The 25,223-nt window shown below is 62.4% G+C and carries 32 protein-coding genes and 1 pseudogene; 11 read left to right on the top strand and 22 right to left on the bottom strand.

Going from position 1 to position 25,223, the window contains the following annotated elements; genetic code table 11:
- Window positions 1-32: 32 nt before the first annotated feature.
- Window positions 33-1,094 (bottom strand): glycosyltransferase family 4 protein, encoded by a 1,062-nt coding sequence (locus tag FJV77_RS04820; protein ID WP_142865716.1) that lies wholly within the window; start codon window positions 1,092-1,094, stop codon window positions 33-35.
- A gap of 193 nt (window positions 1,095-1,287) precedes the next feature.
- On the opposite strand from FJV77_RS04820, the gene FJV77_RS04815 reads away from it, so the two are divergent.
- Entirely contained in the window at window positions 1,288-1,590 is a 303-nt protein-coding gene (locus FJV77_RS04815; protein ID WP_142865715.1) for a DUF982 domain-containing protein, read from the top strand.
- A 179-nt stretch (window positions 1,591-1,769) separates the two neighbouring features.
- Window positions 1,770-1,928 carry a hypothetical protein gene (locus FJV77_RS32205; RefSeq protein ID WP_162712116.1) on the top strand — a complete coding sequence of 53 codons (159 nt, stop codon included), beginning with the start codon at window positions 1,770-1,772 and terminating at the stop codon, window positions 1,926-1,928.
- 466 nt (window positions 1,929-2,394) lie between these two features.
- On the opposite strand, the gene FJV77_RS04810 is transcribed toward FJV77_RS32205, so the two are convergent.
- Window positions 2,395-2,808 carry a hypothetical protein gene (locus FJV77_RS04810; protein ID WP_142865714.1) on the bottom strand — a complete coding sequence of 138 codons (414 nt, stop codon included), beginning with the start codon at window positions 2,806-2,808 and terminating at the stop codon, window positions 2,395-2,397.
- A 261-nt stretch (window positions 2,809-3,069) separates the two neighbouring features.
- Entirely contained in the window at window positions 3,070-4,059 is a 990-nt protein-coding gene (locus FJV77_RS04805) for a DUF2332 domain-containing protein (protein WP_142865713.1), read from the bottom strand.
- A gap of 285 nt (window positions 4,060-4,344) precedes the next feature.
- Between FJV77_RS04805 and dusA the strand changes: the two genes are divergently transcribed.
- Window positions 4,345-5,346, top strand: a complete 1,002-nt coding sequence (gene dusA, locus FJV77_RS04800) for a tRNA dihydrouridine(20/20a) synthase DusA (RefSeq protein ID WP_142865712.1) — start codon at window positions 4,345-4,347, stop codon at window positions 5,344-5,346.
- A 5-nt stretch (window positions 5,347-5,351) separates the two neighbouring features.
- On the opposite strand, the gene FJV77_RS04795 is transcribed toward dusA, so the two are convergent.
- Both FJV77_RS04795 and FJV77_RS04790 read right to left on the bottom strand, forming a co-directional pair.
- The gene (locus tag FJV77_RS04795; protein ID WP_142865711.1) at window positions 5,352-6,056 is read right to left on the bottom strand and encodes a TIGR02281 family clan AA aspartic protease; all 705 of its coding nucleotides are present in this window, start codon (window positions 6,054-6,056) and stop codon (window positions 5,352-5,354) included.
- A gap of 13 nt (window positions 6,057-6,069) precedes the next feature.
- Window positions 6,070-6,303: a DUF1289 domain-containing protein gene (locus FJV77_RS04790; protein ID WP_142865710.1), complete on the bottom strand. Its 234-nt coding sequence runs from the start codon at window positions 6,301-6,303 to the stop codon at window positions 6,070-6,072.
- 198 nt (window positions 6,304-6,501) lie between these two features.
- On the opposite strand from FJV77_RS04790, the gene FJV77_RS04785 reads away from it, so the two are divergent.
- On the top strand, window positions 6,502-7,500 hold the full coding sequence (locus FJV77_RS04785; RefSeq protein WP_142865863.1) for a nicotinate-nucleotide--dimethylbenzimidazole phosphoribosyltransferase: 999 nt from the start codon (window positions 6,502-6,504) through the stop codon (window positions 7,498-7,500).
- 9 nt (window positions 7,501-7,509) lie between these two features.
- On the opposite strand, the gene FJV77_RS04780 is transcribed toward FJV77_RS04785, so the two are convergent.
- Window positions 7,510-9,030: a HAMP domain-containing sensor histidine kinase gene (locus FJV77_RS04780; protein ID WP_142865709.1), complete on the bottom strand. Its 1,521-nt coding sequence runs from the start codon at window positions 9,028-9,030 to the stop codon at window positions 7,510-7,512.
- A gap of 75 nt (window positions 9,031-9,105) precedes the next feature.
- Between FJV77_RS04780 and FJV77_RS04775 the strand changes: the two genes are divergently transcribed.
- The 4 genes and pseudogenes from FJV77_RS04775 to FJV77_RS04760 all read left to right on the top strand — a co-directional run bounded on the left by FJV77_RS04775 (window position 9,106) and on the right by FJV77_RS04760 (window position 11,644).
- The gene (locus FJV77_RS04775) at window positions 9,106-9,729 is read left to right on the top strand and encodes a thermonuclease family protein (protein ID WP_142865708.1); all 624 of its coding nucleotides are present in this window, start codon (window positions 9,106-9,108) and stop codon (window positions 9,727-9,729) included.
- A 48-nt stretch (window positions 9,730-9,777) separates the two neighbouring features.
- Window positions 9,778-10,389, top strand: a complete 612-nt coding sequence (locus FJV77_RS04770) for a glutathione S-transferase (protein ID WP_142865707.1) — start codon at window positions 9,778-9,780, stop codon at window positions 10,387-10,389.
- A 1-nt stretch (window position 10,390) separates the two neighbouring features.
- Window positions 10,391-11,008: pseudogene (locus FJV77_RS04765) on the top strand (uracil-DNA glycosylase family protein); the annotation flags it as partial.
- Window positions 11,009-11,152: 144 nt separating this feature from the next.
- The gene (locus FJV77_RS04760; RefSeq protein ID WP_006333679.1) at window positions 11,153-11,644 is read left to right on the top strand and encodes an Lrp/AsnC family transcriptional regulator; all 492 of its coding nucleotides are present in this window, start codon (window positions 11,153-11,155) and stop codon (window positions 11,642-11,644) included.
- Between the two features lie 11 nt (window positions 11,645-11,655).
- Here FJV77_RS04760 and FJV77_RS04755 read toward each other — a convergent pair whose 3' ends face one another.
- The 13 genes from FJV77_RS04755 to moaA form a co-directional block, all read right to left on the bottom strand.
- A complete protein-coding gene (locus FJV77_RS04755) occupies window positions 11,656-12,225 on the bottom strand; it encodes a DUF3299 domain-containing protein (RefSeq protein WP_142865705.1) in 570 nt (189 codons plus the stop codon).
- Window positions 12,226-12,272: 47 nt separating this feature from the next.
- Window positions 12,273-12,785 carry a GNAT family N-acetyltransferase gene (locus FJV77_RS04750; protein ID WP_246691135.1) on the bottom strand — a complete coding sequence of 171 codons (513 nt, stop codon included), beginning with the start codon at window positions 12,783-12,785 and terminating at the stop codon, window positions 12,273-12,275.
- Window positions 12,786-12,810: 25 nt separating this feature from the next.
- Window positions 12,811-13,515, bottom strand: a complete 705-nt coding sequence (locus FJV77_RS04745) for a DNA alkylation repair protein (protein WP_142865703.1) — start codon at window positions 13,513-13,515, stop codon at window positions 12,811-12,813.
- A 5-nt stretch (window positions 13,516-13,520) separates the two neighbouring features.
- Window positions 13,521-14,390, bottom strand: coding sequence for an NAD(P)-dependent oxidoreductase (locus tag FJV77_RS04740; protein WP_142865702.1), 870 nt, complete (start codon window positions 14,388-14,390; stop codon window positions 13,521-13,523).
- Between the two features lie 104 nt (window positions 14,391-14,494).
- On the bottom strand, window positions 14,495-15,400 hold the full coding sequence (locus tag FJV77_RS04735; RefSeq protein ID WP_142865701.1) for an ABC transporter permease: 906 nt from the start codon (window positions 15,398-15,400) through the stop codon (window positions 14,495-14,497).
- Complete coding sequence (locus tag FJV77_RS04730; protein WP_142865700.1) at window positions 15,397-16,116, bottom strand: ABC transporter permease; 720 nt, start codon at window positions 16,114-16,116, stop codon at window positions 15,397-15,399. The genes FJV77_RS04735 and FJV77_RS04730 overlap by 4 nt, the downstream gene beginning before the upstream one ends.
- Window positions 16,117-16,189: 73 nt before the next feature.
- A complete protein-coding gene (locus FJV77_RS04725; protein WP_142865699.1) occupies window positions 16,190-16,972 on the bottom strand; it encodes an ABC transporter substrate-binding protein in 783 nt (260 codons plus the stop codon).
- A gap of 216 nt (window positions 16,973-17,188) precedes the next feature.
- Window positions 17,189-17,692 carry a molybdopterin-guanine dinucleotide biosynthesis protein B gene (mobB, locus tag FJV77_RS04720; RefSeq protein WP_142865698.1) on the bottom strand — a complete coding sequence of 168 codons (504 nt, stop codon included), beginning with the start codon at window positions 17,690-17,692 and terminating at the stop codon, window positions 17,189-17,191.
- Window positions 17,689-18,321: a molybdenum cofactor guanylyltransferase MobA gene (gene mobA / locus FJV77_RS04715; RefSeq protein ID WP_142865697.1), complete on the bottom strand. Its 633-nt coding sequence runs from the start codon at window positions 18,319-18,321 to the stop codon at window positions 17,689-17,691. Before mobA ends, mobB begins: the two co-directional genes overlap by 4 nt.
- A gap of 4 nt (window positions 18,322-18,325) precedes the next feature.
- Window positions 18,326-19,246: a DMT family transporter gene (locus FJV77_RS04710; RefSeq protein ID WP_142865696.1), complete on the bottom strand. Its 921-nt coding sequence runs from the start codon at window positions 19,244-19,246 to the stop codon at window positions 18,326-18,328.
- 128 nt (window positions 19,247-19,374) lie between these two features.
- Window positions 19,375-19,731 carry a hypothetical protein gene (locus tag FJV77_RS04705; protein WP_112561697.1) on the bottom strand — a complete coding sequence of 119 codons (357 nt, stop codon included), beginning with the start codon at window positions 19,729-19,731 and terminating at the stop codon, window positions 19,375-19,377.
- A gap of 120 nt (window positions 19,732-19,851) precedes the next feature.
- The gene (locus FJV77_RS04700; RefSeq protein ID WP_142865695.1) at window positions 19,852-20,325 is read right to left on the bottom strand and encodes a hypothetical protein; all 474 of its coding nucleotides are present in this window, start codon (window positions 20,323-20,325) and stop codon (window positions 19,852-19,854) included.
- A 54-nt stretch (window positions 20,326-20,379) separates the two neighbouring features.
- A complete protein-coding gene (gene moaA / locus FJV77_RS04695) occupies window positions 20,380-21,375 on the bottom strand; it encodes a GTP 3',8-cyclase MoaA (protein ID WP_142865694.1) in 996 nt (331 codons plus the stop codon).
- A 200-nt stretch (window positions 21,376-21,575) separates the two neighbouring features.
- Between moaA and FJV77_RS04690 the strand changes: the two genes are divergently transcribed.
- Window positions 21,576-21,929, top strand: a complete 354-nt coding sequence (locus FJV77_RS04690) for a DUF971 domain-containing protein (RefSeq protein WP_140628071.1) — start codon at window positions 21,576-21,578, stop codon at window positions 21,927-21,929.
- A gap of 65 nt (window positions 21,930-21,994) precedes the next feature.
- Window positions 21,995-22,606, top strand: a complete 612-nt coding sequence (locus FJV77_RS04685) for a pyridoxamine 5'-phosphate oxidase family protein (RefSeq protein ID WP_142865693.1) — start codon at window positions 21,995-21,997, stop codon at window positions 22,604-22,606.
- 59 nt (window positions 22,607-22,665) lie between these two features.
- Here FJV77_RS04685 and FJV77_RS04680 read toward each other — a convergent pair whose 3' ends face one another.
- Window positions 22,666-23,118: a MarR family transcriptional regulator gene (locus FJV77_RS04680; RefSeq protein ID WP_142865692.1), complete on the bottom strand. Its 453-nt coding sequence runs from the start codon at window positions 23,116-23,118 to the stop codon at window positions 22,666-22,668.
- A 48-nt stretch (window positions 23,119-23,166) separates the two neighbouring features.
- Between FJV77_RS04680 and FJV77_RS04675 the strand changes: the two genes are divergently transcribed.
- Complete coding sequence (locus FJV77_RS04675; RefSeq protein WP_142865691.1) at window positions 23,167-24,075, top strand: alpha/beta fold hydrolase; 909 nt, start codon at window positions 23,167-23,169, stop codon at window positions 24,073-24,075.
- Window positions 24,076-24,120: 45 nt separating this feature from the next.
- Here FJV77_RS04675 and FJV77_RS04670 read toward each other — a convergent pair whose 3' ends face one another.
- Together FJV77_RS04670 and FJV77_RS04665 are read right to left on the bottom strand one after the other, a co-directional pair.
- On the bottom strand, window positions 24,121-24,519 hold the full coding sequence (locus tag FJV77_RS04670) for a rhodanese-like domain-containing protein (protein WP_142865690.1): 399 nt from the start codon (window positions 24,517-24,519) through the stop codon (window positions 24,121-24,123).
- Between the two features lie 63 nt (window positions 24,520-24,582).
- Window positions 24,583-25,191, bottom strand: coding sequence for a TetR/AcrR family transcriptional regulator (locus FJV77_RS04665; protein ID WP_142865689.1), 609 nt, complete (start codon window positions 25,189-25,191; stop codon window positions 24,583-24,585).
- Window positions 25,192-25,223: the final 32 nt, after the last annotated feature.

The following is a 25,223-nucleotide window of genomic DNA, read 5'->3' as shown; positions in this document are numbered from 1 at the left end:
CTCTGTTTTCGGCATTGACGGTCTGGCGTTGCTCACGACGCTTTCGCTTCCGCTGGAATGCCGATCAGGCGCGCGTAGGCAGTGAAATAGTCTCGGGCCATCCTGTTGGCGGAAAACCGCTTTTCGAAGACCGCGCGCACTTTTCGCCGGTCGAGCCGCAGCAAGGCCGGCACCGCAGCGACGGCGGCGTCTCGCGAATCGACGATAAAGCCGGTGACGCCCTGGTCGATGACTTCCGGCAACGCACCACAGTTCCAGCCGATGGTTGGCGTACCGCACGCCATCGCCTCGATCGCGGCAAGGCCGAACGGCTCCGGCCAATCGATCGGAAACAGGAGCCCGGCGGCATTGCCGAGGAATTCAGCCTTCTTGTCCTCGGCAATCTCACCGATATAGTCGATACGGTTGCCGTCGATCAGCGGCTCGATCGTCTCGTGGAAATAGGCCCGGTCGTCATCGCCGATCTTGGCCGCCAGCTTGAGCTTCATGCCCGAGCGCAAGGCGATGTCGATGGCGCGGTCCGGCCGCTTGTCACGCGAAAACCGGCCGAGAAAGGCGAGGTATGGTTCGTCCGTCGCCGGCTCGAAGGTCGGCTGATAGAGATCGGTCGGCAGCCCGTGATGGATGGTGGCCAGCCAATTGGCTTTGGCAAGCCCGCTTCTCTGGCTGCGCGAGATCGAAATCAGGGGAAAGCGTGGAAAGCGCTCGTAGGCCGGCGCGAGATCGACATAGTCTAGCCGGCCATGCGGCGTCGTCACCGTCTTGCCCGGCATGTTCTCGAAAAACGAAAAATGCAGGAAATGGCTGAGGTGAAAATGAATGATATCAAAGTCCTGAGCTCGATTCCTCACATCCGCCAGCATCGCGAGATGCGCTGCGGTGTCCGACTTGAGCGGGCGCGGATCGAGACGCAGCGCGCGTTCGCGACCCGGAACCAGTCTGGCTGATGTGTGGCTGTCGCCGCTGGCGAACAAGGTCACCTCATGGCCGAGTTCGACCAGACCTTCGGTGAGATAGGAAACGATCCGCTCGGTGCCGCCATAGAGCCTGGGCGGCACGGATTCGTGCAGGGGGGCGACGTGGGCTATGCGCATGATTTGGACTGTCCCTCAAAGGCGAACACGGGAGCGAAATGCGTCAGCGGGCGTAACGTTCCGGATAAAATCCGGCCGCCAACAATCCAAGCCAACCCGCGCAAATTTTTTTGCAAGAAGCGGGAACCAACTCGCTGTTCGCGAATTTTATAGGGTTGGTTCGCACTGCGGCCGACCAGGGAGAGAACAAAAAATGGACCGCTTGCATTTCTTTACGCCGGTGCGCATTGCGCGCGGGCAGGGACACCCCGTCGAGGAAGTCGATAGCGTTGCCGAAGCGATGGTCTTTCTGCAGAAATGGCCGTCGGGTCGGCGTGGGCCTGTGTATCAATGTGCCCTGAATTGCTGCTCCGCGGCCCTGGCGGGCCGGATGTCGGCTGAGGAGGCAAGGAAGGCCTTCACCGGTTTTGCCCGTATCACCCGCCTGCTCGACGACGACATGGCGCTGCCAATGGGCGGCGAAGGCATGGCGCAGGTCCACGCGCTGAGACGTTAGGGTCCGGTCCGGTCATTTTGTGATTGAACGCCTGCGCCGTAGTGGCCCGGGCCGCCGTTTCTCGCGCCAGCCTATTCCCGCCCGGCCCTTCACCTCACGGGCTATACTGTGCTTTCATGCTGCGCGTGACCGGTGGTTGATGTCCAATCCACGGACGGTCCGCACGTGGAGGGGAGACATTGCCGAGACTGATCCTGGGAACACTCGGCGCTATCGTCATCGCCCTTGTCTGGGCGGTCCTCGCCAGTTTGATGGGCGCACCATCGATCGTGATCACGGTCGGTGCGGTCGCCATAGGCGCCGGCGTCTACACCTACGTCGACAGACGCTCGAATTGAGCCGTTCCCGTCTGTCGGGCTGCCACAAATGCCCTCACAGAGTCGTTTTTCGCACCGGGCCAACATCCTGTCGGTCATCTAGGGATTGTGATCTCCATCCAGACGAGCTTTGCCCTCTGCTCCAGAAGAGCCTGCTCGTTGGCTGGCGATCCGTTGGTTCGATCGTCCCTCAGCAAGCTGTGCTTCCGCCAACGCAATGATTTGCCGCCGCGGATCGTTGAGGATGGACAATGGCGAGCGATCCGCTAGCGAAAGCGGTTCCGCGATCCGCTCGCAAACCGCACGCTGCCGAGCGGCGGGTATGACAGACCATGCCGTTGGGGCGATAAATCAGTGGTCCGTGCCGTGGATCATCCAGCTCTCCTGCATTCCGATGGTTAGCTTGCCACCCTTACCCAGCCAGATCTGTTGGACCGAACCAATTTGCAGAAGCGCGCTCGCCGTCAAAAGCAGGAAACGAAAGGCCCTATTTGATGAGGGCGGCCACATCCGGACTACCAAGATCGCTCAAAAATCTGTTCGCCGCACCATATGCGGCGGATGACGCCACTAGGAAGGAATAATAGGATATGGCCTTTACCCGCAAGAGCTCGACCTCGTCGAACTTAGCATTCCTCTCCTGAATCACCTCGTCAACAATATCGCCAGAGCATATGCCAGCATTCTTTGGATATTGGCCTCGCTTGCTAGTTAACCTTTGCACGGCCGCATCGAGATGCGGCCCGTCCCCGACCGCGTTGTATGAATCCACCCGTTTTACGAATCGAAAGTTGATTACCTGCTGAAAGGTGGGATCTATGTTCGCGCCTGCTCTCTGAAGATCGTCGTAGGACTTCAGCGATGCACTACGATCGCTATCACTCCTCTCGTCCACCGACATACCTGTATCCGCTCCTTGGAATCCAGGAGCCGCCATGCCTGCCGGAGAGCCAATCCCATGCAAGTTGCTACAATAGTAACCATCATACGATGATCTGAGGTTTGCGAGCACGCTTCTGGTCTGTGCCAGTTCTCGATTCAACGACGCACAGATGAGCACGAAACATTCGGTCTTTTGATTGCTATGCTGTCGAAGGCGTTGTCGGCAAGAACGTGACCATCAGCTGCCGGCCGCTTGTAGCAGCCGGTCCCGATCAGCCGCCTACGCCTCGTCCGTGATCCACTCGAGCGAGGCGCCATGCGGATCGGTCCAAGCTACAGGGGAGCCGTTCGCAGATAGGAGAAAGCGGCCTGGTGGCCGGCTTGTACCGGCGCGTGTGGCGATGGACGGGAATACGCGTGGGAACTCGTTCGATACCCAATAAGGAGCGAGACGCATCGCCTGCTCGGCGAAAGCTTCTCTGTCGCCAGGGTCGGAGACATAGTCGAGGACGGCTGTGTGAAAGATGACGAGCGTAGCGTCCTTTGGCGCTTCGCTGCAGAGTTGCACGAGGTCGCTCCCGCGCAGGTCGCCCTTCACCACTCGAGGTTTGACTGTGGCGGCAATCTTTAGCGCCGCCCGCAGATTGGCGAGCCGTGCTGTCTGTTCCGGCCAGACGAGTGTCTCAAGCCATGCGACTTGCGTATCGTCCGAAGCATCGATCGGGTTCAGGTCCAATCCCGCTCGCCAAACGACTTGCGGCAAGGCCGCCGGCAATGGCGTCGTCTCGCTGGCCAAGCATCGGAAAACAGGTGGCTCCGAGGCCATCGTGGGTGCGCGGATCGCCTTGCGTCCGTAGTCATAGCCATAGAGGTCGGGCATGAGGCAGAGCCCTGCGGAGGTCCCGACCTCGATGAGAGCCAGCGGCTGCGGCAAACGCGATAGGACGGGGAGCAGCGTGGCGCACCTTCCCGGCTCATTGGTCTGGGTCGAGCGCTCCAGCATGAGAGAGCGGACAGCGTGCAGATGCGCCAGGAGCGCCTGGCGAAATTCGGCCCACCCTGTCGGAGTGCCGAACAGGTGACGCACCGCGGCAAGCAGAAGGTTCGGTTGCCGCTTTAGGTCCGGGAGGGTCGACAGGAAGTCGAGCGTCTCCCAGTCCTCAGCGACCGCACGAGCCAACGCTTCGTAGAGCGGCGAGCGGCCGCGAGCTTCTGTATCGGCGAAGTGAACATATCGAGCTGAGATCTCGGCCAAGCCCTCCTTGTCCATATCTGCTGATCCTCGGTCCCGACGTCTCGTCACAGTACACCATCCACGGGTCTGATTGGAGCGAGGCACGGCGTTTCTACACAAGCTTGACCCCTGCGGACCTACCGCGGTCGCCTATCTAACCGTTGCGTGGTGCGCGGTCGCCGTCGGCGTCTACAGCTACCTCGACAAAGCTCGCGCTAATCTGGGCCTTAACCTGCCTGAGGCGGACGCGGCGTTGAGGGTAGGAAAACACTACGAAATCGCCTATGTGAGCGGCAAGTAGCAGCGGCAAAGCCACCAGGAATGCAAGATAACAACTACAAAAGCGTCCGGCTCTCGGTCGCCCCCATGATGGACTGGACGGACCGGCATTGCCGGTTCTTCCATCGCCAGTTGACGCGGCGTGCGCTGCTCTACACCGAAATGGTGGTGGCCGACGCTATCATCCATGGTGCGCGCGAACGGCTGCTTGGCTTTGATGACGCCGAACATCCGGTGGCGCTGCAGCTCGGCGGCTCCGATCCGCAAAAGCTGGCCGAGGCGGCGCGCATCGGCGAGGCCTTCGGCTATGACGAGATCAATCTCAATGTCGGCTGCCCGTCGGACCGCGTCCAGTCGGGCACATTCGGCGCATGCCTGATGAAAGTGCCCGACCTTGTCGCCGATTGCGTCGCTGCAATGAAGGGCGCGGTAAAAATCCCGGTTACTGTAAAATGCCGCATCGGTGTCGACGAGCAGGACCCCGAGCCTGCGCTCAACGCGCTGGCCGACGGCGTGTTCGCGGCCGGCGCCGACGCGCTGTGGGTGCATGCCCGCAAGGCCTGGCTGGAGGGGCTGAGCCCGAAGGAAAATCGCGATATTCCGCCGCTCGACTATGACAGGGTCTATCGTCTCAAAGCCGGAAAACCGAATAAATTCATTGGCATCAATGGCGGCATTCAATCGCTCGATGAGGCTGCCCGTCACCTCGACCATGCCGATGGCGCCATGCTTGGCCGCGCCGCCTACCACACGCCGGGCATTCTTGCGGGCGTCGATGCGAGGTTTTACGGCGACAAGGCCGAGGCGTTCGATTTTGCCGCGCTGATCGACACGATGGCGGATTACGCTGCGCGCCATATCGAGCAGGGTGGCCGGCTCGGCCATGTCACCCGCCACATGGTCGGGCTGTTCCACGGCCTGCCTGGCGCGCGCCGCTTCCGGCAGATTCTGTCGACCGACGCAACGAAATCCGGTGCGGGACCGGATGTGCTGAAGGCAGCGTTCGCTGCCGTCGATTTCGACCGTGTTGAAAAGGCCGCTTAAGCGGTTCAGTCGCGCAAAATCATCCTGTCGCCGCGCACGTCGAAACCCGACAGCGAGCCAATAAAATTCATGCCGAGCAGGCTCTGGCTGAGCGTGCCCGGTGCGGCGACCGTGACCTGCATGTTCTTGCGTACGATGCCGCCGATCGCCAGTTCGTCGGTCCTCACCGAAGCGGCGCGCGCCATGCCGTTGGCGGTCGAGACCGGAACGGTGAAGCTCAGCGCTGCCGGATTGAAGCCGGCCGCTTGCGCGTCTTCGGCAGTGAGCACCGTGCTGGTCGCGCCAGTGTCGACAACGGTTCGGATCGGCGCGCCATTGATCGTGATACGGGCTTCGAAATGGCCGCTGTCGGCCTTGTCCAGGGTCACAGTCGCATGGCCATCCTCGACGCCGAGCGCCAGCGGGCTGCCGGGAACGAGGCCGGCCGTCACGCGGCTGGCGAAGTCTTGCAACTCGTAGCGGTACTGGTACCCGGCGACGAGCGCCAGCACGATCACGGCCCAGGTGCCGAGATTGCGGGCCATGGCGCCGAGCGGCCTGCCGGATCGGACAAGGCCGGCGCTGACCAGCAAGCCGATCGCGCCCAACCAGACCAGCCGGCTGAAATCGTAGTTCTCGATGCCGAACGTGCTGCCGGCGTCGTTGTTGAGCATCAGCAGCACCAGCGCGACGCCGATTGCCGCCATCACGATCCAGAACAGTCGGTTCATTGGGTCTGCCGTTTCACGAGAGGACGTCGCGCTCGCGCGCCATGCGGCTGCGGCGTGTTTCCCGGCGCGGCCGGCGCTCGACCGTTTCCAGCCGGGCCGGCAATTCGGCCATGACGCTGCGGCGGTTTTCCGACGTCATGCCCATCCAGGCGCCGATTTCATCGCGCGTGCGGCCACACCCGAAACAGAAGCCGGTTTTCATGTCGATCGAACAGACCAGGATGCACGGAGATTCGATGGCCGTCATGATGTTCTCTTGAGAATCCCTTCTAGGTATCCCTTGTCTCGCTTCCACATGGTGCAACGGCAAAGCCAATGCAAGCCCTCCGGATTTCGCCGCCGGCAGCCGCTTTTGCGGCACGGCCCGGTGTTGCGGCTTGACGGTTGTGCCGGCCGGGCAAGGCGGCTATGCCGCTTGGCAATCTTGGAGATGAGCACCGACGTCATGACCAGCGCACTGCCTTTCGACGATTTCCGCGATCTGCTGGCAAACCTGCCGTCGGCCGACGAGACGGCCGCGGCGCGCGTGCGCACGCTGTTTGCCAAGGCCGACAAGCCGATGGGTTCGCTCGGCCGCATCGAGGACATCGCGGCCTGGCTGGCCACCTGGAGCGGCCGCGCGCCGCCGGCGGTGAACCGGCCCCTGGTGGCGATTTTCGCCGGCAACCATGGCGTCACCCGGCACGGCATTTCGCCGCGCACTGTGGCTGCGACCGCCAACGCCGTCGAGCTTTGCGCTGCCGGCGGTGCCGCGATCAATCAGGTTTGCATCGCCAACGATCTTGGCCTCAAGGTGTTCGACCTGGCGCTGCACATTGCGACCGCCGATATCACCGAGGACGCGGCCCTCGACGAGCGCGGCTGCGCCGCCACCATGGCCTTCGGCATGGAAGCGATTGCCGGCGGCGCCGATCTGATCTGCCTTGGCGATCTCGGCGTCGGCAACTCCACCGTCGCGGCAGCCTTGTGCGCGGCCCTGTTCGGCGGCAGCGGCGCCGACTGGGTCGGTCCGGGATCGGGTGCAGACGCGGCGATGCAGGCGCGCAAGGCTGACGTGGTCGACGCCGCCCTTGCCTTCCATGGTGCGGCTCTCAAGGACCCGCTGGAAGCGTTGCGCCGGGTCGGCGGACGCGAATTCGCGGCCATCGCCGGCGCCATCATCGCTGCCCGGATGCAGAAGATCCCGGTGCTGCTCGACGGCTTTGCCGCAACCGCCGCGGCCGCCGTGCTGCACGCCGCCAATCCCGCGGTGCTCGACCATTGTCTGCTGGCCAGCCTGTCGCAAGAGCCCGGCCAAAGGCTTGCCGCCGAGCGGCTCGGCCTCATTCCGCTGCTCGATCTCGGCGTCAGCCACGGCGAGGGAGTAGGGGCGGCCCTTGCCGCTGGCCTGGTCAAGGCCGCCGCGCTTACCAGTTCGGGCATGGCGGCTGCGGTCAAAGCATAGAACAGGCCGCTAGCGCCGCCGCGCCGCTACCGCCTTGGTCGGCAGCGCCGGCAATTCCTCCATCACCCGGCTGAGCGGGAAGATGGCGATCGCCTCGGTGCCTTCGCGCAATTTGGAAAGAAGTTCGAATTCGCCGCCATGCATGGCGAGCAGGCCCTGCACGATCGGCAGCCCGAGCCCCGTGCCCTGTTCGGCGCTCTTGATGGCGATCGAGCCCTGGCCGAAGGCGGACAGCACGACCGGGATTTCGTCCTCCGGAATGCCCGGTCCGTTGTCCTTGACCGAAATGTATTGGCCGCCGCCCGCCGTCCAGCCGACACGCACACGAACTTCGCCGCCGGTGGCGGTGAACTTGATGGCATTTGACAAAAGGTTGAGGATGATCTGTCGCACCGCGCGCTCGTCGGCGAACAGGCGCGGCAAGGCGATTTCAAAATCCTGGACGATGCGGATGTCCTTGTTGCGCGCCTTCAACTCCATCATGTGGCAGCAGTCTTCGGCGATGTGGAGCAGCATCACCGGCTCCTCGTTGAGCTGGTAGCGGCCGGCCTCGATGCGCGACAGGTCGAGGATTTCGTTGATCAGGTCGAGCAGATGCTGGCCGGAATCGTGCACGTCGCGGGCGTAGTCGCGGTAGGTGGGATTGCTCATCGGCCCCAGCACCTCATTGGCCATCACCTCGGAAAAACCGAGAATGGCGTTGAGCGGTGTCCTCAGCTCATGGCTCATCGAGGCGAGAAAGCGCGACTTCGCCAGGTTGGCGTCTTCGGCCCGCCGACGGGCCTCGTCCGACATCGATTTTGCCGTCTCTACCTCGGCGAGCAACGCATCCTTTTCGGAGCGGAACGACAGAAGCATCAGCGACGAGTGGTTGAGATGACGCGCGAAGTAGGCGAAGAACGGCAGAGCCGCGATCAGCAGTGCGACCATCATCGTCTCGACCGACATCCACAGTTTTGATTCGGCATAGGCATAGACCGCCACCGGAATGACAAAGGTGGCGAGCAGCGCGCTGCGCAAGGACGACGCCGTAATTGCGGTCGCTGCCATCGCCAGCAGCAGCACCATCGCCTTGATCACCGGGAAATAATCGATCTGGCAGGAGGCGCAGCCGAGCCAGGCGAACCAGCCCCAGCCGAGGCCGCACAGCGAATGGCCGATCAGAAAATCCCGGCGTGTTAAAATAGGGTCGAGTTCGGCCGCTTCGGTGCGTTCGACGCGCCGCGCCATGAAGGCAACGATCGAATAGCAGATGAGCGTGAACAGCGCCCAGATGCTGATCTGCTTGTCCATGCCCGCCAGCAGCCCGGTTGCCGCGATCGCCAGCACCAAAAGCGGAATGACGGTCGCACCCCCCACCATGGCGCGGGCATGCAGCTTCAGGAGCTCGCGGTCGAAGTCGAGATTGCCGACCTGTTGCGAAAGACGGTCGCGCGTTCTGCGCACCGCGCGCGCCACATCACTGTTGCGGTGCGGTTTCCTGCGGTCCACAATGAATTTATCCGCTGTGTTCGAGCGTAGCAGAGGCATGGAAACTTCAATTTATGCGCGCAGCGATCTCAATTCGTTAAGCTACGTTCGAATGATTAAGAGACTGTTTGCCATATGAGGCGTTCGTGGTCGCCAAGGCCGCGCCGGCGATACTATCCGCCACCGCCGCGAAGCCTGTGGCGCAGATTGCTGGATTACGCGCTGACCGTTCTCGTGCTGGGCCTGCTGATCCTGGTCGCCGCGCGCCTCGACCGCTTCGAGACGCGCAAGGCGGAGGGCGCCGCGATCGTCAATGACGGCGATTCGCTGAGCCTTGGCACTGAACGCATCCGCATGCGCGGCATCGATGCTCCGGAATACCAGCAGATATGCCGCAAGGACGGCGCCGACTATGCCTGCGGGAGGCTGGCGCGCCAGGCGCTGGTGCGGCTGATATCCAGCAATCCGGTGACCTGCAGCGGCTGGCAGCGCGACCGCTACGGCCGCCTGCTCGGCGACTGCAAGGCCGGCGGCAAGGACCTCAACCGGGCCCAGGTCGAGGCCGGCTGGGCCATTGCCTACGGCGACTACGAAACCGAGCAGGCCGTTGCCCGCGCCGATAAGGCCGGGATCTGGGCCGGCACCTTTGACGCGCCGCAGGACTGGCGCGAAAGCCACCATCAAGGCCCGGTCGAAAGACGGCACGGCACGCTGGCTTCGCTCGATGACGCCTTGCGCGAAATCTTTCGCTTCCGATGAGAAGCGCGCCGTGTCCTATAGTCTGCCAGCAAGATCGGGAGGATTGAGATGAAACTGTTCGACGGTGGCCGCGCTCCCAATCCGCGGCGTGTCCGGGTCTTCCTCGCCGAGAAAGGCATCGAGGTGCCGCTAGTGCCGGTCGACATGGGCGCAATGGGTCACAAGCAGGAGCCGGTCAGCTCGCGCAACCCGCTGCAGCGGCTGCCGGTGCTTGAGCTCGACGACGGCAGCATCCTCACCGAATCCGTTGCCATCTGTCGCTATTTCGAGGAATTGCAGCCAGAGCCGGCGCTGTTCGGGCAAGGCGCGCTCGGCAAGGCCAAGGTCGAGATGTGGCAAAGGCGCATGGAGTTCAATCTGCTCAGTTGCGTCGCTCAGGCCTTTCGCCACATCCATCCGGCAATGAAGGAGTGGGAAATTCCGCAGATCCCCGAATGGGGCGAGGCCAACAAGGCGAAAGCGGTCGAATTCCTGAACCTGCTCGACACCGAACTGGCAAACCGGGAATTCACCGCCGGCGACACCTATTCGATCGCCGATATCACCGGGATGATCGCCATCGATTTCATGAAACCGGCGCGCATCAAGGTACCGGACGAGTGCGCCAACGTGCTGCGCTGGTACAGCGCCGTCTCGAGCCGGCCGAGCGCCTCCGCCTGAGATGGATGCAGACCTCGAACGCCTGACGGCAAAGGTCCGCGCCTGCCGCATCTGCGTCGACAATCCGCTCGGCCGGCCGCTGCCGCATGAGCCGCGCCCGGTGCTGCTGCCGTCATCCAGCGCCCGCATCCTGCTCGCCGGCCAGGCGCCGGGCACCAAGGTGCATTTGTCCGGCATGCCGTTCACCGACGCGTCCGGCGACCGCTTGCGAAGCTGGTTGGGTGTCAGCGCGGAGGAATTCTACGACACGGAGAAATTCGCCATCGTGCCGATGGGGTTCTGCTTTCCCGGCCAGGACGCCAAGGGCGGCGACCTGCCGCCGCGCCGCGAATGCGCGCCGGCCTGGCGCGGGCCGCTGATGGCGTTGATGCCGCAGATCGATCTGGTTCTGACCATCGGCTCCTACGCGCAGTCCTGGCATATGGGTGAAGCAAGGCGACCTTCGCTGACCGAAACCGTGAGGGACTGGCGCGCCAGCTGGAATACGCCGGCCAGCCCGAAAGTGCTGCCGCTGCCGCATCCTTCCTGGCGCAACTCCGGCTGGCTGAAGCAGAATCCATGGTTTGAAATGGATTTGCTGCCCTTCCTGAGATCGGAAATCCGCTATCGCATTGCTTAAGCTTTAAGCAAGATATCACTCGCTTTTATGCCATTCGGCAGAATTTCTTTCTTGTGAAAGGCCACAATAAGAAGGAGTATAGCCAATCTATTCCCAAAGCGCGTCGCGCCCGAGGGAACGCGGCATGCACCAGGGAGCATCTCAATGGATCGCCTCGACAGAAAAATTCTCCGCCTCCTGCAGGAGGACGCGACGCTCGCGGTTGCCGATGTCGCCAAGAAGGTCGGCCTGTCGACGACGCCGTGCTGGCGGCGCATCCAGAAGCTCGAGGAAGAGGGTGTCATCAAGCGGCGCGTCGCCATTCTCGACCACGAAAAGGTCAATGTGCGCGTCACCGTCTTCGTGTCGATCCGCACCAATTCGCACAGCCATGAATGGCTGCGGCGGTTCTCCGAAGTCATCCAGGAATTTCCTGAGGTGGTCGAGTTCTACCGCATGAGTGGCGACGTCGATTATCTCCTGCGCGTGGTTGTGCCCGACATCGCCGCCTACGACGCCTTCTACAAGCGGCTGATCGCCAAGATCGAGATCCGCGACGTGTCGTCGTCCTTCGCCATGGAGCAGATCAAATACACGACCGAAATGCCGCTCGACTACATGGTGCTGGACAAGGAATCCGGGGCCAACGCCGCTTAAGACTCAGCCCGCTAGTTCTTCTTTTTGTTGAGAAAAGTCCAGGGCGAGTTGACCGGCAGCGTGATCGTATCCGGCACGTTGTCGACAGCCACCACCTCGGCTTTGCGCACGGTATAGCCCGACTGGATGGTGCTGACGCCGTCGAGAATGAAGAGCTGGCTCTTCTCCATGCCGGGCTGCAAGGCGCCGGTGACGGCGACCGCCTGATAGGCTTCTAGCATCTTGAAGGGACGGGCCGGCGTGACCAGCACGATCTGGTTCGGCGGCGGCGTCGGCATGTGGCTGCAGGCGCCTGTCCACGGCACGAGCAGGAACTGGTAGACGAAGTCGCCGTCGCGGTCGACCGGCAATGCATAGCCGGCTAATTGTATCGTTTTGTCCTGCAGGTTGAGCGACAGTGTTTCGCCATGATCGGGCAGTTTTGCCGCGATCATCGGCAGGTTGGCATCTTCGGCCACCGCCTGCGTCGCCGGCCGCAGATCCTTCCAGAAGATATGCGCGGTTTGCGCCGAGGCATCGAACGCAGTGGATGCCAGCAACATGGTTGCGAGCGCCAGGGTCGATTTGAGAGGATTGCTCATTGGCCGCTTCCTTCGTGCTGGGAGTAAAGACGCCGTGGCCGATTGCGTCAACGCTCGAGCCGCATCACATGTCTGCGAGAGCCGGCCATGCCGATCTCGTGGAAGCCGCGAGCGGTGAACATGTCGCGAAATCCCATGAAGCGGTAGCTCGGCGAGGCCTGGTCGATGGGGTAGGCCTCGATCGTCTTGGCGCCCTTGGCGAAGGCATGGTCGACGGCCGCGTCAAGCAACGCTGCCGCCAGACCGCCGCCGCGCAGCGCCCTCGGCACATAAAAGCAGACGATCGACCAGATGCCGGTCTCGCCATCGTCTTGTCCGGGCGACAGTTTGCGGTAGGTCTGGCGCGGCGCGACCGAACACCAGCCAATGGTCTTGCCATCGAGTTCGGCCAGGATGCCGACCGGCGTACCGGCCTCGATAGACGCCATCATCATGCGCTTCTTCTCATCGTTCTCGACATGCTCGCGGCTGGAATGGCGCCAGGCCATGCACCAGCAATATTTCGGTCCGCCCGGCGCTTCGAACAGGTTTTCGAAATCGGCGTGGGTTTTCCGCGTCACCTCAGTGAACCGGAGTTTCGCGAGATCAGGCCTTTCTGGCGGCGATCCGCTCGAGCGTTTTGGCATTGGTCAGCTCCCGGACTGCATCCTTGCCGTTCCAGCGCGCCGTCTTGTCGGTCGACTGCGCCAGGCGTTCGGCCACGGCAAGGGCAGCGCCGTGCATCTCCACCGATCGCTTGCCGATCGAACGAAGCGCCCAGTTTACCGCCTTCTTCACGAAATTGCGGCTGTCGGTGGCATGCGCTTCGATGATCGGCAGGAAGCCGAGGAAGGTCGCTACCGGCTCTTGCTTCCGGTGCACGACGGACCAGGCCATCATGGCAAAGGCCGTGCGTCGAACGAACTCCCGCTCGTCCGCTGCGAACTCTTCGATCAGTTCCTTCCAGGCGTCCGTGTCGACGAAGAGATCGGAGACGCCGTCAACGATATCCCAGGAATCGAAAGACGCCGCCCATCGCCTTGCATCGTCTGCGGAAAAGCGCTTCGGGTCGGCCGTGACGGAAGCGATGAACTGCGCCTCCATGATGCCGGTCTGCCAGAGCTCGAAGGCGCGCTCGTGGTTGCGCTTGATCTTCCTGGCGATCTGCCGCTGCATGCCGTGCGAGATGCCGAGCGCGCGTTCGATCTTGATGCCGTAGCGCAGCATGCCGCGGCGATTGTCCTCCGAGCCGATCGACCGCAAATGCGCGACGATGTCGTCGGCGCTGGATTGGGGCGATAGCTCGACCATCCCGCCTATTTTTCCAGGCGCGCCAGCAAGGACGAGGTATCCCAGCGCTTGCCGCCCATCGCCTGTACATCCTTGTAGAACTGGTCGACGAGGGCGGTCACCGGCAGTTTGGCGCCATTGCGGTCGGCTTCATCAAGGCAGATGCCGAGATCCTTGCGCATCCAGTCGACGGCAAAACCGAAATCATATTTGCCGGCATTCATCGTCTTGTGGCGGTTTTCCATCTGCCAGGAACCGGCAGCACCCTTGGAGATCACCTCGATGACCTTCTCGATGTCGAGCCCGGCCTTCTTGCCGAAATGGATGCCTTCGGCCAGTCCCTGCACCAGCCCGGCAATGGTGATCTGGTTGATCATCTTGGTAAGCTGACCCGCACCCGACGGTCCCATCAGCCCGACCATGCGGGCAAAGGCGTCGATGACCGGTCTGGCCTTGTCGTAGGCGTCCTGCTCACCGCCGACCATGACGGTCAGCACGCCGTTTTCCGCGCCCGCCTGGCCGCCGGAGACCGGCGCATCAAGGAAGGAAAAGCCGGCGTTTTGCGCGGCGTCGGCCAGTTCTCGCGCCACCTCGGCCGAGGCGGTGGTGTTGTCGATGAACACCGAACCTTTCTTCATCGCGGAAAAGGCGCCTTTGGCCCCGGTCGTCACCGAGCGCAGATCGTCGTCATTGCCGACGCAGGAGAACACGAAATCCTTGCCCTCGGCGGCCTCGGCCGGCGTCAAAGCAAGCTTGCCGCCATGCTGGGCCACCCATTGCTCGGCCTTCGCCGCGGTGCGGTTGTATACCGTGATGTCGTGGCCGCCTTTGTTCTTGAGGTGCCCGGCCATGGGATAGCCCATCACGCCAAGACCGAGAAATGCCACAGATGCCATAGGTTTGCCCTTCAGATGGAAGCGAAATTGTCCGCGCAAGCTCTAGGCTCTGCGCGCAATTCGTCAAGACGCGCATGAGCCGATCGACTGGTACAGCCGACCAGTCAGCGCTTCAGATGTATGGTAATCCGGCGTTCGATCCATTCAACGCCATGGCGCAAGATTTCAACCATCACCAGATAGACAAGAGCGACCCAGATATAGGCCTGGATGTCGAACGAATTGGCAAAGGCAAGCTTGGCCTGACCCATCAAATCGTAAACGGTGATGATGGCGACGATGGCCGAAGCCTTGACCATCAGGATCAACTCGTTGCCATAGGGACGCAAGGCGACGATCAGCGCTTGCGGCAGGATGATCTTGCGCAGCGTCTGCAATTTGTGCAGGCCGAGCGAAGCAGCACCCTCCCACTGGCCTCTCGGCACGCTTTCGATGGCGCCGCGCAGGATCTCGGCCTGATAGGCGGCGGTGTTGAGTGCGAAGGCAAACACACCGCAGTTGAAGGCGTCTTTGAAAAAATCCCAAAGGGTGAACCACTCGATGGTGACTCCGGCCGGAACACTCACGTGGGGCGCAATTTGGAACCAATCACTGACGACCGGCAAGTAAGTCCCCAAGGCACCAAGTTCCGCCCTGAACGATCCCAGTCCGTAGTAGACCAGATAGGTCTGGACCAGCAGCGGCGTGCCGCGGAAGAAATAGACATAGCAATAGGCTAGGCCGGACAGGAACCGGTTGGCAGACATGCGCCCATAAGCGACCGGCACCGACAGGATCGCTCCGAGCACCATCGATATGCAGACCAGCAGCAGCGTGGTTTGCAGGCCCTTCAGATAGGCCGGGGCATATTTGGCGAAGAAGTCGGCGTTCCAGGCAAAGATCAGATAGCTGACGATGCCGAGGCCGAACAGGATCCAGAAACCGACCATCGCATAGCCGATGACACGGCTGCGCGGCCAGCCGCGCGCCCGGGGTGGCGGTCGTTCGACCATGGCGGCGGTGATGCTCATCGTTGCGCCTCTCGCCGGCCGAGCGAGCGCAGGATCGCGCTGGTGGCAAAGGATGAAACGACAGCCAGACCAAGGAAGACCATGGCCGCAACGCCATAAAAAAGGAAAGCGTGCTTGGTAACGCGGGCGGCTGTGTAGGCATTGCGCAGCGTCTCGGCGAGGCCGACGACCGACACCAGCGACGTATCCTTGAGCAGGCTAAGCCAGCAGTTCTCAAGTCCGGGAAACGCGATGCGAAGGAGTTGCGGCAAGATCACCTTGCGCATGGTCAGCCAGTTCGAAAGGCCGATGGCGTAGCCGCCCTCGTACTGACCTTTCGGTATGGCTCGAAAGGCTGAAAGAAACACCTCGCTGGCATAGGATGAAAAGATCAGCGACAGCACGATCATGCCGGCGACGAAGCTGTTGACGTCGATGGTCGCGTCTGGCTGGAAATATCGCACGAGGTGCTGCAACAGGATTGGTACGCCGAAGAAAAACAGGAACAGCGTCACCAGTTCCGGCAAGCCGCGGAAGACGGTGGTGTAGATGTTGGCTGCCAGCCGCAGCGACGGTTCTTCGGATTGTTTGGCCCAGGCGACGAAAAAGCCGATCGTCAGGCCGATGGGCAGTGTCGCCAACGCAAGCGCGATGGTGACCAGCGCGCCATAGGCAATATCGTCAATCCAGCCATCGGGTCCCCAAGTGAGAAGTATCCATATGTTCTGGCTTGGCATTGACGGGTCTTGTCTCCACTTCTGTCAGGCCAAAGTGGCAGGAGAATTTCCCCTGCCGCCTTGTTTCAGATAATCAGGACTCGGCGCCGAAGACGTCGAACTTGAAGTACTTGTCGTTGATTTCCTTGTACTTTCCGTTGGCGCGGATGGCGTCGATGGCGCTGTTCAACTTGTTGACCAGATCCGTCTCGCCCTTGCGCACGGCGATGCCGGCGCCCGGTCCAAAGATCTCGACCGGCTGCGGCGAGGGCTGGCCGAGAATCTTGCAACAGGCGCCATCAGCCGAATCCAGGAACTGCTGCAGCACGACGATGTCGTCCTCGATCGCGTCGAGACGCCCATTGGCGAGATCGGCTTGTTCCTCGGGGCTGCTCGGATAGCCCTTGATGGTGCTGTCCGTATAAGTCTTCGAGGCATAGTTGAAATGCGTCGTCGTCGTTGCGACGCCGATGGTCTTGCCGGCCAAATCTTCCTTGGTCACGCCCTTGAGGGTCGAGTCCTTCGGCACGGCGATCGCCGATGGCGTGTTGTAGTATTTGTGCGTGAAATCGACCTTTTCCAGACGCTCGGGCGTGATCGACATCGAGGCGACGATAGCGTCGAACTTGCCGGCCTGCAGCGCCGGAATGATGCCGTCCCAATCCTGGGCGACGAAGGTGCACTTGACCTTGATCTCGTCGCAGAGCGCCTTGGCGATGTCGATGTCGAAGCCGACGAGCTGGCCATCGGAGGTCAAATTGTTGAAGGGTGGGTAGGCGCCTTCGGTGCCGATCCTCAGGGTTTCCTGAGCCTGGGCGACGCCAAGCGTCAGCAGCGCAGCCGATGCGGCGAGCGCGATACGCAGTGCAATACGCATGATAGTCCTCTCTTTATTGCTCCCGGCCGTCGTTCCGAAACGGCTCTGTGGGGCGGTGCTTTTGACCGCCCGCTGGCGCGATACTCCCACTGTTTTCGGGAGAAAAGCAACTGTAAAACCGTTGCTTGCGGGATTTGCAGGTCCAGCCAATGCTGACGCCGGGTCAGACAATGAAACCGCTGGGGAGAGCGGCTGAACCGGGCTCAGGCAGGGGCCTCAGGGTTTGAGGCCGGTGGAGCGCTCGATGAAGTCGGCTATCGATCCCGTGTCGTTGAGATCGAACACCGGCAGGCTTTCGCCAGTGACCGCGAAGTCGGCGGCGATCGCCACGATATGCGCGTCGTTCGCCGAGAGCGGCGAGCGGTCTTTGGCCTCGAGCCGCCGGGTCTCAATCTTTTTGTGCGCCTCGCGCTTGTAGCCTTCAACCAGCACGATGTCGCACGGTGCCAGCCGCGACAGGATCGTCTCCAGCATCGGCTCGTCCTCGCCGCGCAATTCGTGCATCAGCGCCCAGCGTGTGCCCGACACCACCGCGACTTCGGTTGCCCCCGCCTGGCGATGGCGGAAGGAATCCGCGCCCGGCTTGTCGATGTCGAACTCATGATGGGCATGTTTGACCGTCGACACCGTCCAGCCGCGCCGGACGAGCTCGGTGACCAGCTTCTCGGTCAGTGTGGTCTTGCCGGAATTCTTCCAGCCGGTGATGCCGAAGATGTTCATGGCCCGATGCTCTGCAACAGACGCTCGGCCACCGCAAGATCGTCCGGGGTATTGATGTTGAAGAACGGGTCGACTTGACCGCCCTCAGTGGCCAGCAACGAAAACTCCACCTCGACAACATCATGGCGTTCGATGAAGGCGGAGACGCGCCTGTTGTCCTCGTCGACGAGGAAATGGCGCAAGGCCTGACGCAGACCGAGCGGCCACAGTGCGAAGGTCGGATGCCGCCTGCCGCTGGAGCTGGCAACCGCGATCGAGCCTGGCCGATCGGCTGCGGCGGAGGCCAGCATTGCGACCAGATCGGCCGGCAGGAACGGCGTGTCGCCGGCGGCGGTCACCAATGCCTCGTACGCGGTGTTTGCCGCCGCCCATTCGAGGCCGGTGAGGATCCCGGCCAGCGGTCCGGCATGGCCCTCGACCGTATCGGCGAGAACCGAAAGCCCGGACGCCGCAAAACGTGCCGGATCGCCATTGGCGCTCAGCGCCAACGATCCGACCTGTGGCGCCAAACGGGCAACGACATGGCCGAGAAGCGGACGCCCGCCAAGGGCGAGCAAGGTCTTGTCGCCGCCGCCCATGCGCCGCGACAGGCCTCCGGCCAGGATGATCCCTGCAATGTCTCGGCTCATGGCCCTATATGCCGTCCGGCGCCATGTCGGGTCCAGCGCTTTCGGCCGCGGGCTTCTGCCGGCCGACGACCCGCTCGCGATAGAGCGCGTAAAGACCGGACCCGATGATGATGGCGGAGCCGACGATCATCGGCAGGTCTGGGATGTCGCCGAAAATGCTGAGGCCAAGCAGCATCGACCATAACAGCGCGGTGTAGCGGAACGGCGCAATGAAGGAGATGTCGCCCGAACGCATCGCCATGATGATGAACTGGTAGCCGATCAGCACCAGCACCGCCGCCAATGCCAACAATGCCGTGCCTTTGCCCGACATCGGCGTCCAGCCGCCCATCGGCGACAGCAGCACGGCGCCGACAATGGTCATGGCGATCGCGGTTGCTGTCGACACCAGCAACGTGGGGATGGCCTGCGGGATGCGCTTGGTGGCGAGATCGCGCACCGCACAGCAGGCGACGCTGACGAGTGCGTAGAGCGAATAGACGCTGAACCCTTCAAAGCCTGGCCGCACGATGATCAGCACGCCGCCGAAACCGACAGCGATCGCCAGCCAGCGCCGCCAGCCGACGCCTTCGCCAAATACAAGGGCCGCACCCATCGTCACCGCCAGCGGCAGTGCCTGCAGCACCGCCGACACATTGGCGATCGGCAGATGTGCCAACGCAACGAGGAAGGCGACGGTGGCGCCGGCCTCGCCGACGACGCGCAGAGCCACCAGCGGCTGCAGCATCGAGCCTGGGCGAGCCAGCGCGCCTTGCTGCCAGGCGAGCAGGCCGACGAGCACCGACGCAAAGGCGCCGCGGACCAGCATGACCTGCGCCATGTTCATCGATTCCGACGAGAACTTGGTGATGGCGTCGTTGAGGGTGAAGCCGATCATGGCCACCATCATGAACAGCGCACCGCGAAGATTTGGGGAAAGGGGCAAGGGCGTTACCGGTTTTGCACTAGCCTGTAGCAGTCGGCGGCAAGACAGCAACGTCAAAGAAATAGGCCACGGATTTTCACCCGTGGCCTGTAAAATCCCAGCGAGGGCCGATCAGATGATTGGGAGCCTCATTTCGGCGTCAGCACCTCGGTGCCGCTGCCGTTCTTCCCGGCGATCGTCCACAGGCCGTGCAGCGAGCCGTCATCCTCCACCTTGTAGACGACGAGGCCGATCTCTTCGCCCATGACATAGCCCGCGGAGAAGGCATTGTCGTTGCGCATGCAGATGCCGTCAGAGGACGAGCCGCCGGTTTCCCAGTGGATGGTGCAGGTGGTCTCGCTGGTCAGCGTGATGGTTGCTTCGCCGCCATATTTCGAGCCGTCGAAATTGGTGCCGGCGACGGTGTACTTCCCACCGATCGATTGTGCGGCTGCCGGCGCGGCCGCAAGCCCAACCACTGCAAGTGAAAGTAAGAGTTTGCGCATGTCGTATTCCCCCAGTGAACAAAGAACCGCTACAGGCGGGAAGCTAGGCCTGATCGCGCTTACGGTAAATCCGCCGGCCGTTTGGCGCAGAAGACTTTTCTGGGATGTGTCCGAAAATGCTCAACGGGCTTTGAGGCTGCCGGCAATGGCGCCGACCAGCGGATCATATTTCGCTTTCACCACCGGCGGATAGTCGATCCAGACGGTGCGGATGACGCCGTCCATGCCGAACAGCCGCCGCTCGTAAAAGATCTTGCCATCCTTCAGCCCCGACAGCACCGCCCAGTTCTTGCCTGTCTTGCTGTAGCTGATCTCGTAGCCCGCCTCCTTGCTGGCCTTCTCCTCGGCAACGAAGGTTTTGGGAGTATCCTCACTGATGTTGAAGATGCCGGAACAGATCAGGCTGGCGCCGTCGGCGCTGAGCCATTGCTGTCCGTCACCATTGTCCGGCTCGGGCTGGCGGTCTGTGAAGATTTCGTCGGGAAAGGTGCAGACGGTGCCGAAGCGCGCATTGGTGTAGGTGAACGGCGCGGCAGCGGCACTGTTTGCCGCGATCAAAGCTGCCGATACCAAACCCGGGAAAAGACGATTCATTCGATGTCTCCAGCAAACAATGGAGACACTCCTTGCACTGAATCGCGGAAGAAATCAGCCGCCAGTGACGCTCATATGCCTGGACACCGAGGGGCGGCTGGTGCGGCGGTCGATAATGAAATCATGGCCTTTCGGCTTGCGGCCGATCGCTTCGTCGATTGCGGCGGCGACCAGTTCGTTGCCTTCGGACGCACGCAACGGGGCGCGCAGATCGGCGGCATCCTCCTGGCCCAGGCACATATAGAGCGTGCCGGTGCAGGTCAGTCGCACCCGATTGCAGCTTTCGCAGAAATTATGCGTCATCGGCGTGATGAAGCCGAGCCGGCCACCGGTCTCGGCGACATGGACATAGCGCGCCGGGCCGCCGGTCTTGTAGGGGATGTCGCTCAGCGTGAACTGGCGCTCCAGCGAAGCGCGCAACAGCGACAGCGGCAGATACTGGTCGGTGCGGTCGGCGTCGATCTCACCCATCGGCATGGTTTCGATGACGGTGAGGTCCATGCCGCGGCCATGCGCCCAGCGCAGCATCTCAGGTATCTCGGCGTCGTTGAAATCCTTCAGCGCCACCGCGTTGAGCTTGATCTTCAGCCCCGCAGCCTGGGCGGCGTCTATGCCTTGCATGACCTTGCCCAGATGGCCCCAGCGGGTGATGGCGTGGAACTTGTCGGCGTCGAGCGTGTCCAGCGAGACATTGATGCGCTCGACGCCGCAATCGGCGAGCTCGGCGGCAAAGCGCGACAGCTGCGACCCATTGGTGGTCAGCGTCAGTTCTTCCAGCGCGCCGCTCTTCAAATGCCGCGACAGCTGGCGCACCAGATGCATGATGTTCTTGCGCACCAGCGGTTCGCCGCCGGTGAGGCGCAGTTTGCGCACACCCTTTTCGATGAAGACGGTGCAGAGCCGGTCAAGTTCCTCGAGCGACAGCAGATCCTTCTTGGGAAGGAACGCCATGTCCTCGGCCATGCAATAGGTACAGCGGAAATCGCAGCGGTCGGTGACCGACACGCGCAAGTAGCTGATCGTGCGACCGAAAGGATCGATCATGTCCATGCGTCAAGCGTTTCCAATGGCTGCTAGTGGCGCCGTTATATACAGCTATGTGATACGAACCAACCCGCCATTCAAGATAGCCGCTCTTGATCTTTGGTAACATTCCCCGGCCGACATCCGATGTCGGCAAGTTCTAAATGACCTTTTCCGGCTGAGCGAAGCAGCGTAGGGAAGGGCGGATTGATGCAGGATGGACGACTATGACGGCGCCGAAGGAACTCAGGGTCTCGAAAGACAGAAAACTGCTGTCCGTCACCTTTCCCGGTCATCACCCGTTCGAACTGCCGGCCGAACTCTTGCGCGTTGCTTCGCCCTCGGCCGAGGTGCAGGGCCATTCGCCGGAGCAACGGGTGACGGTTCCCGGCAAGCGCAATGTCACCATCCTGAAGATCGAGCCGGTCGGCAATTACGCCGTGCGCATCACCTTCGACGATTTTCACGACACCGGCATCTTCACCTGGAACTATCTGCACACGCTCGGCCACGAAAAGGACGAGCGCTGGAATGCCTATCTTGCGGAACTCCAGGAGAAGGGGCTGAGCCGCGACCGCTAAAGCGCCGGTGTCGTCAAACCGTCATTGATTGGGAGTAGCGCCGGCAAAGGTTCGGAGACGGGAAAATGTCTGAGATCACATCGGTTGAACAACTAGAAGCGCTCTATGGCCTGCCCGGCGAAGCTTCGACGGTCAAGGAACTCGACCATGTCATCCCCGAATATGCCGCCTTCATTGAAGCCTCGCCCTTTGTGGCCCTGGCAACCAGCGGGCCGGAAGGGCTCGACTGCTCGCCGCGCGGCGATCTCGCCGGTTTCGTGCGCATCCATGATCCGAAGACGCTGATGATGCCGGACCGGCGGGGCAACAACCGCGCCGATTCGCTGAAAAACATCATCAGGGATCCGCGCGTCGGGCTGCTGTTCCTGGTGCCGGGCTCGGGCACGACGCTGCGTGTCAACGGCCGCGCCCGCATCACCACCGACGCCGCGCTGTGCGCCTCCTTCAGCGTCGAAGGCAAGCCGGCGCGCTCGGTCACCGTGGTCGATGTCGATTCTGTCTATTTCCAGTGCGCCCGCGCCATCGTTCGCTCGGAGCTGTGGAACCCGGCAAAGCATGTCGATCCGAAATCGCTGCCGACACCGGGAAAAATACTGGAAGTCACCAGCCGCAAAAATATCGACGCGGAAACCTACGACAAGGAATGGCCGGAGCGGGCGAAGAAGACGATGTGGTGAGCGGGCCCCTCAGACGAAACGCCGGAGCATGATCTTTCCCGGAACCATGCCCTGGTTGCTCAGGTGTCCTTCAGCACATCATAGATCTTGCGCATCTGTTCGCCGATCATGTCGCACTGTTCCGGCGTCGACTGGCTCATTGCCTTCTCGATCAATGCCATATGCACTTTCAGCGCCTTCATCAAAAGGTCGGTGCCGGCCTCGGTAAGTGTCAGCCGCAGCACGCGCTTGTCCTTCTCGTCGCCTTCACGGCGCAGCAGGCCGCGCGCCTCGAGCTGCGGCAACAGCATGGTGATGTTGGAGCGGCCGACCAGCAGTTTGCGGGCGAGATCATGCTGCGACATGCCGGGATGGCGATAGAGGTTCATCAGCACGTCGAGCTGCGCCGGCTTGAGGTCCAGCGGCGCCAGCTTCACCGCCAGCGCGCGCTCCAGCACATGGCAGGCGCGCGCCACCGCGACCCAGTTGCGAAAGCGCGGGTTGTCCCAGGGCAGCTCTTGTTTAATGTTCATGTTTGAACTATTATGTTCATGCTTGAACGGAATGGATGGATCGCCACTATGGCATCATTTGGACTTAAGGTCATCCGGGGCGTGTTCGGCGCCGCCGAGCATGTGGTGCCGCGCCTGAGCGGACGCGCCGCCTTCGAACTGTTCTGCCGCACGCCAAGCGTCAAGGCGCTGAGCGACGGCGAGCGGCGCGCGGTCGACCGTGCCGCCGGCTTCATGGCCGAGGCGCGTCATCATCGGCTGAAGACCAAAAATGGCTGCGTTATGGTGCACGAATTCCGGCCGGAGCCGGGCAAGGCGTCCGCCGGCACAGTGCTGGTCATCCATGGCTGGCGCTCGCGCACCGAATATATGCGTGCGCTGATCGAAGGGTTTCGCAATGCCGGCTTCAGGGTCGCGTCGCTCGACCTGCCGGGCCACGGCCAGTCGCTGGGCCGTCATCTCAACATGGTCAATGCGGTCGAGGCAGCCAGGGTGGCGGCTGACTGGTTCGGGCCGTTCAAGGCGATCATCGGCCATTCCTTCGGCGGCGCCGTCGCCGCCAACGCCATTGCCGGTTCCATCAGGGGTATCCAGCCGGTGGCGGCCGAGCGATTGGTGCTGGTCGCAGCGCCCAGTTCCCTGCCGGCGATCTTCGCCGACTTCAGCCGCATGCTCAATGTCGGTCCGCGTTCGCAGGTTTCCATGGCCGATCAGGTGAAACGGCTGTCGGGCCGGCCGCTCGACGAATTCACCGGCGACCGCCAGCTGGCCGAAGCGCCGGTGCCGACGCTGGTCATCCACGCGCCCGATGACCGCGAGGTTCCTGCCGACCATGCCAGGCGCTACGCCGGCGCCGGCAGCCATGTGCGGCTGCACTGGGCCGATGGGCTCGGCCACCGCCGCATTCTCGCCGACAAGGGCGTCGTCGAGCGCGCCGTGACCTTCGTCACAAGTGAGCGCGAGCCGATACTGCATTGATTCCGATGGTGTATTGGTCGGAGCCGGCAACGCAGGCGAAGTGAGCTAGCCCTTCTTCTTGCCGCCCGGCTCGACCGGCAGCCCGGCGGACTTCCAGGCGGTGTAGCCGCCGAGTATGTGCTTGACCGGCGACAGCCCCATGTCCTGCGCCGTCTTGGTGGCCAGCGCCGAGCGCCAGCCGCCGGCGCAGAAGAAGACAAAGCTCTTGCCCGATGCAAAGAACGGCTTGTGGTAGGGACTTTCGGGATCGATCCAGAATTCCAGCATGCCGCGGGTGACATGCTTGGCGCCGGGGATTTGACCGTCCCGTTCCACTTCGCGCGGGTCGCGCAGGTCGACGAAGATGGTGTCCTCGTCGTCGAGCAGCCCGGCCGCTTCCTCAGGCGACACCACCTCGATCTCAGCATTGGCTTCGTCGAGCAGCTCGCGGTAGCCTTTTTTCATGGACGATCCCTCCCGGCGCGTCTTCGCCGCTCACCGGATTTCCAGCACAACGCCAGCTTTTTGTCACGCCGTTCCGGCGAGCCCCTGCCACGCCGCCATTGCTCCCGCCACGGTAGCCATCAGCGCGTCACACGAAGCGCCGTCGCGGGCCTGGATCGACATGCCGTGCTGGACCGTCGCATAGAAGGTCGCCGCCGCATCGCTGTCGAAGCCTGGCGGCAATTCGCCTTCCGCCACACCGCGTTCCAGCCGCCGCAGCAAGAGGGTATGGTTTTCGGCGCGCCGGCGGCGCAGATCATCGCAGATCGCGCCGCTGCTTGAGTCCTGGTGCAGTGCGCCGAGCGCGATCAGGCAGCCCTGCGGGCGGTCACTTTGCGAATAGGCTCTGGCCGTCTGGCGCAGAAAATTCTCGATCGCCTGGCATGCCGTCGGTGCTTCGTCCAGCGCGGCCCAGATCTCGGTGCCTTCGGTGCGGGTGTAATAGTCGGTCGCTTCGAGAAACAGCGCCTCCTTGCTGCCGAAGGCGGCATAGAGGCTGGGCGAGCTGATCCCCATCGCCGCGGTCAACTCGGCCATCGAGGTGCCTTCATAGCCTTTGGCCCAAAACAACTCCATCGCCTGCCGCAAGGCGGCGGTTCGATCGAAGGTGCGGGGACGGCCTCTTTCCGGCATGGCGCTCTTTTCTGTGTTGATCGATACATAAT

The organism is Mesorhizobium sp. WSM4306 (assembly GCF_007003975.1).
GTDB lineage: Bacteria > Pseudomonadota > Alphaproteobacteria > Rhizobiales > Rhizobiaceae > Mesorhizobium.
This window is presented reverse-complemented; position numbering and strand designations above follow the sequence as displayed.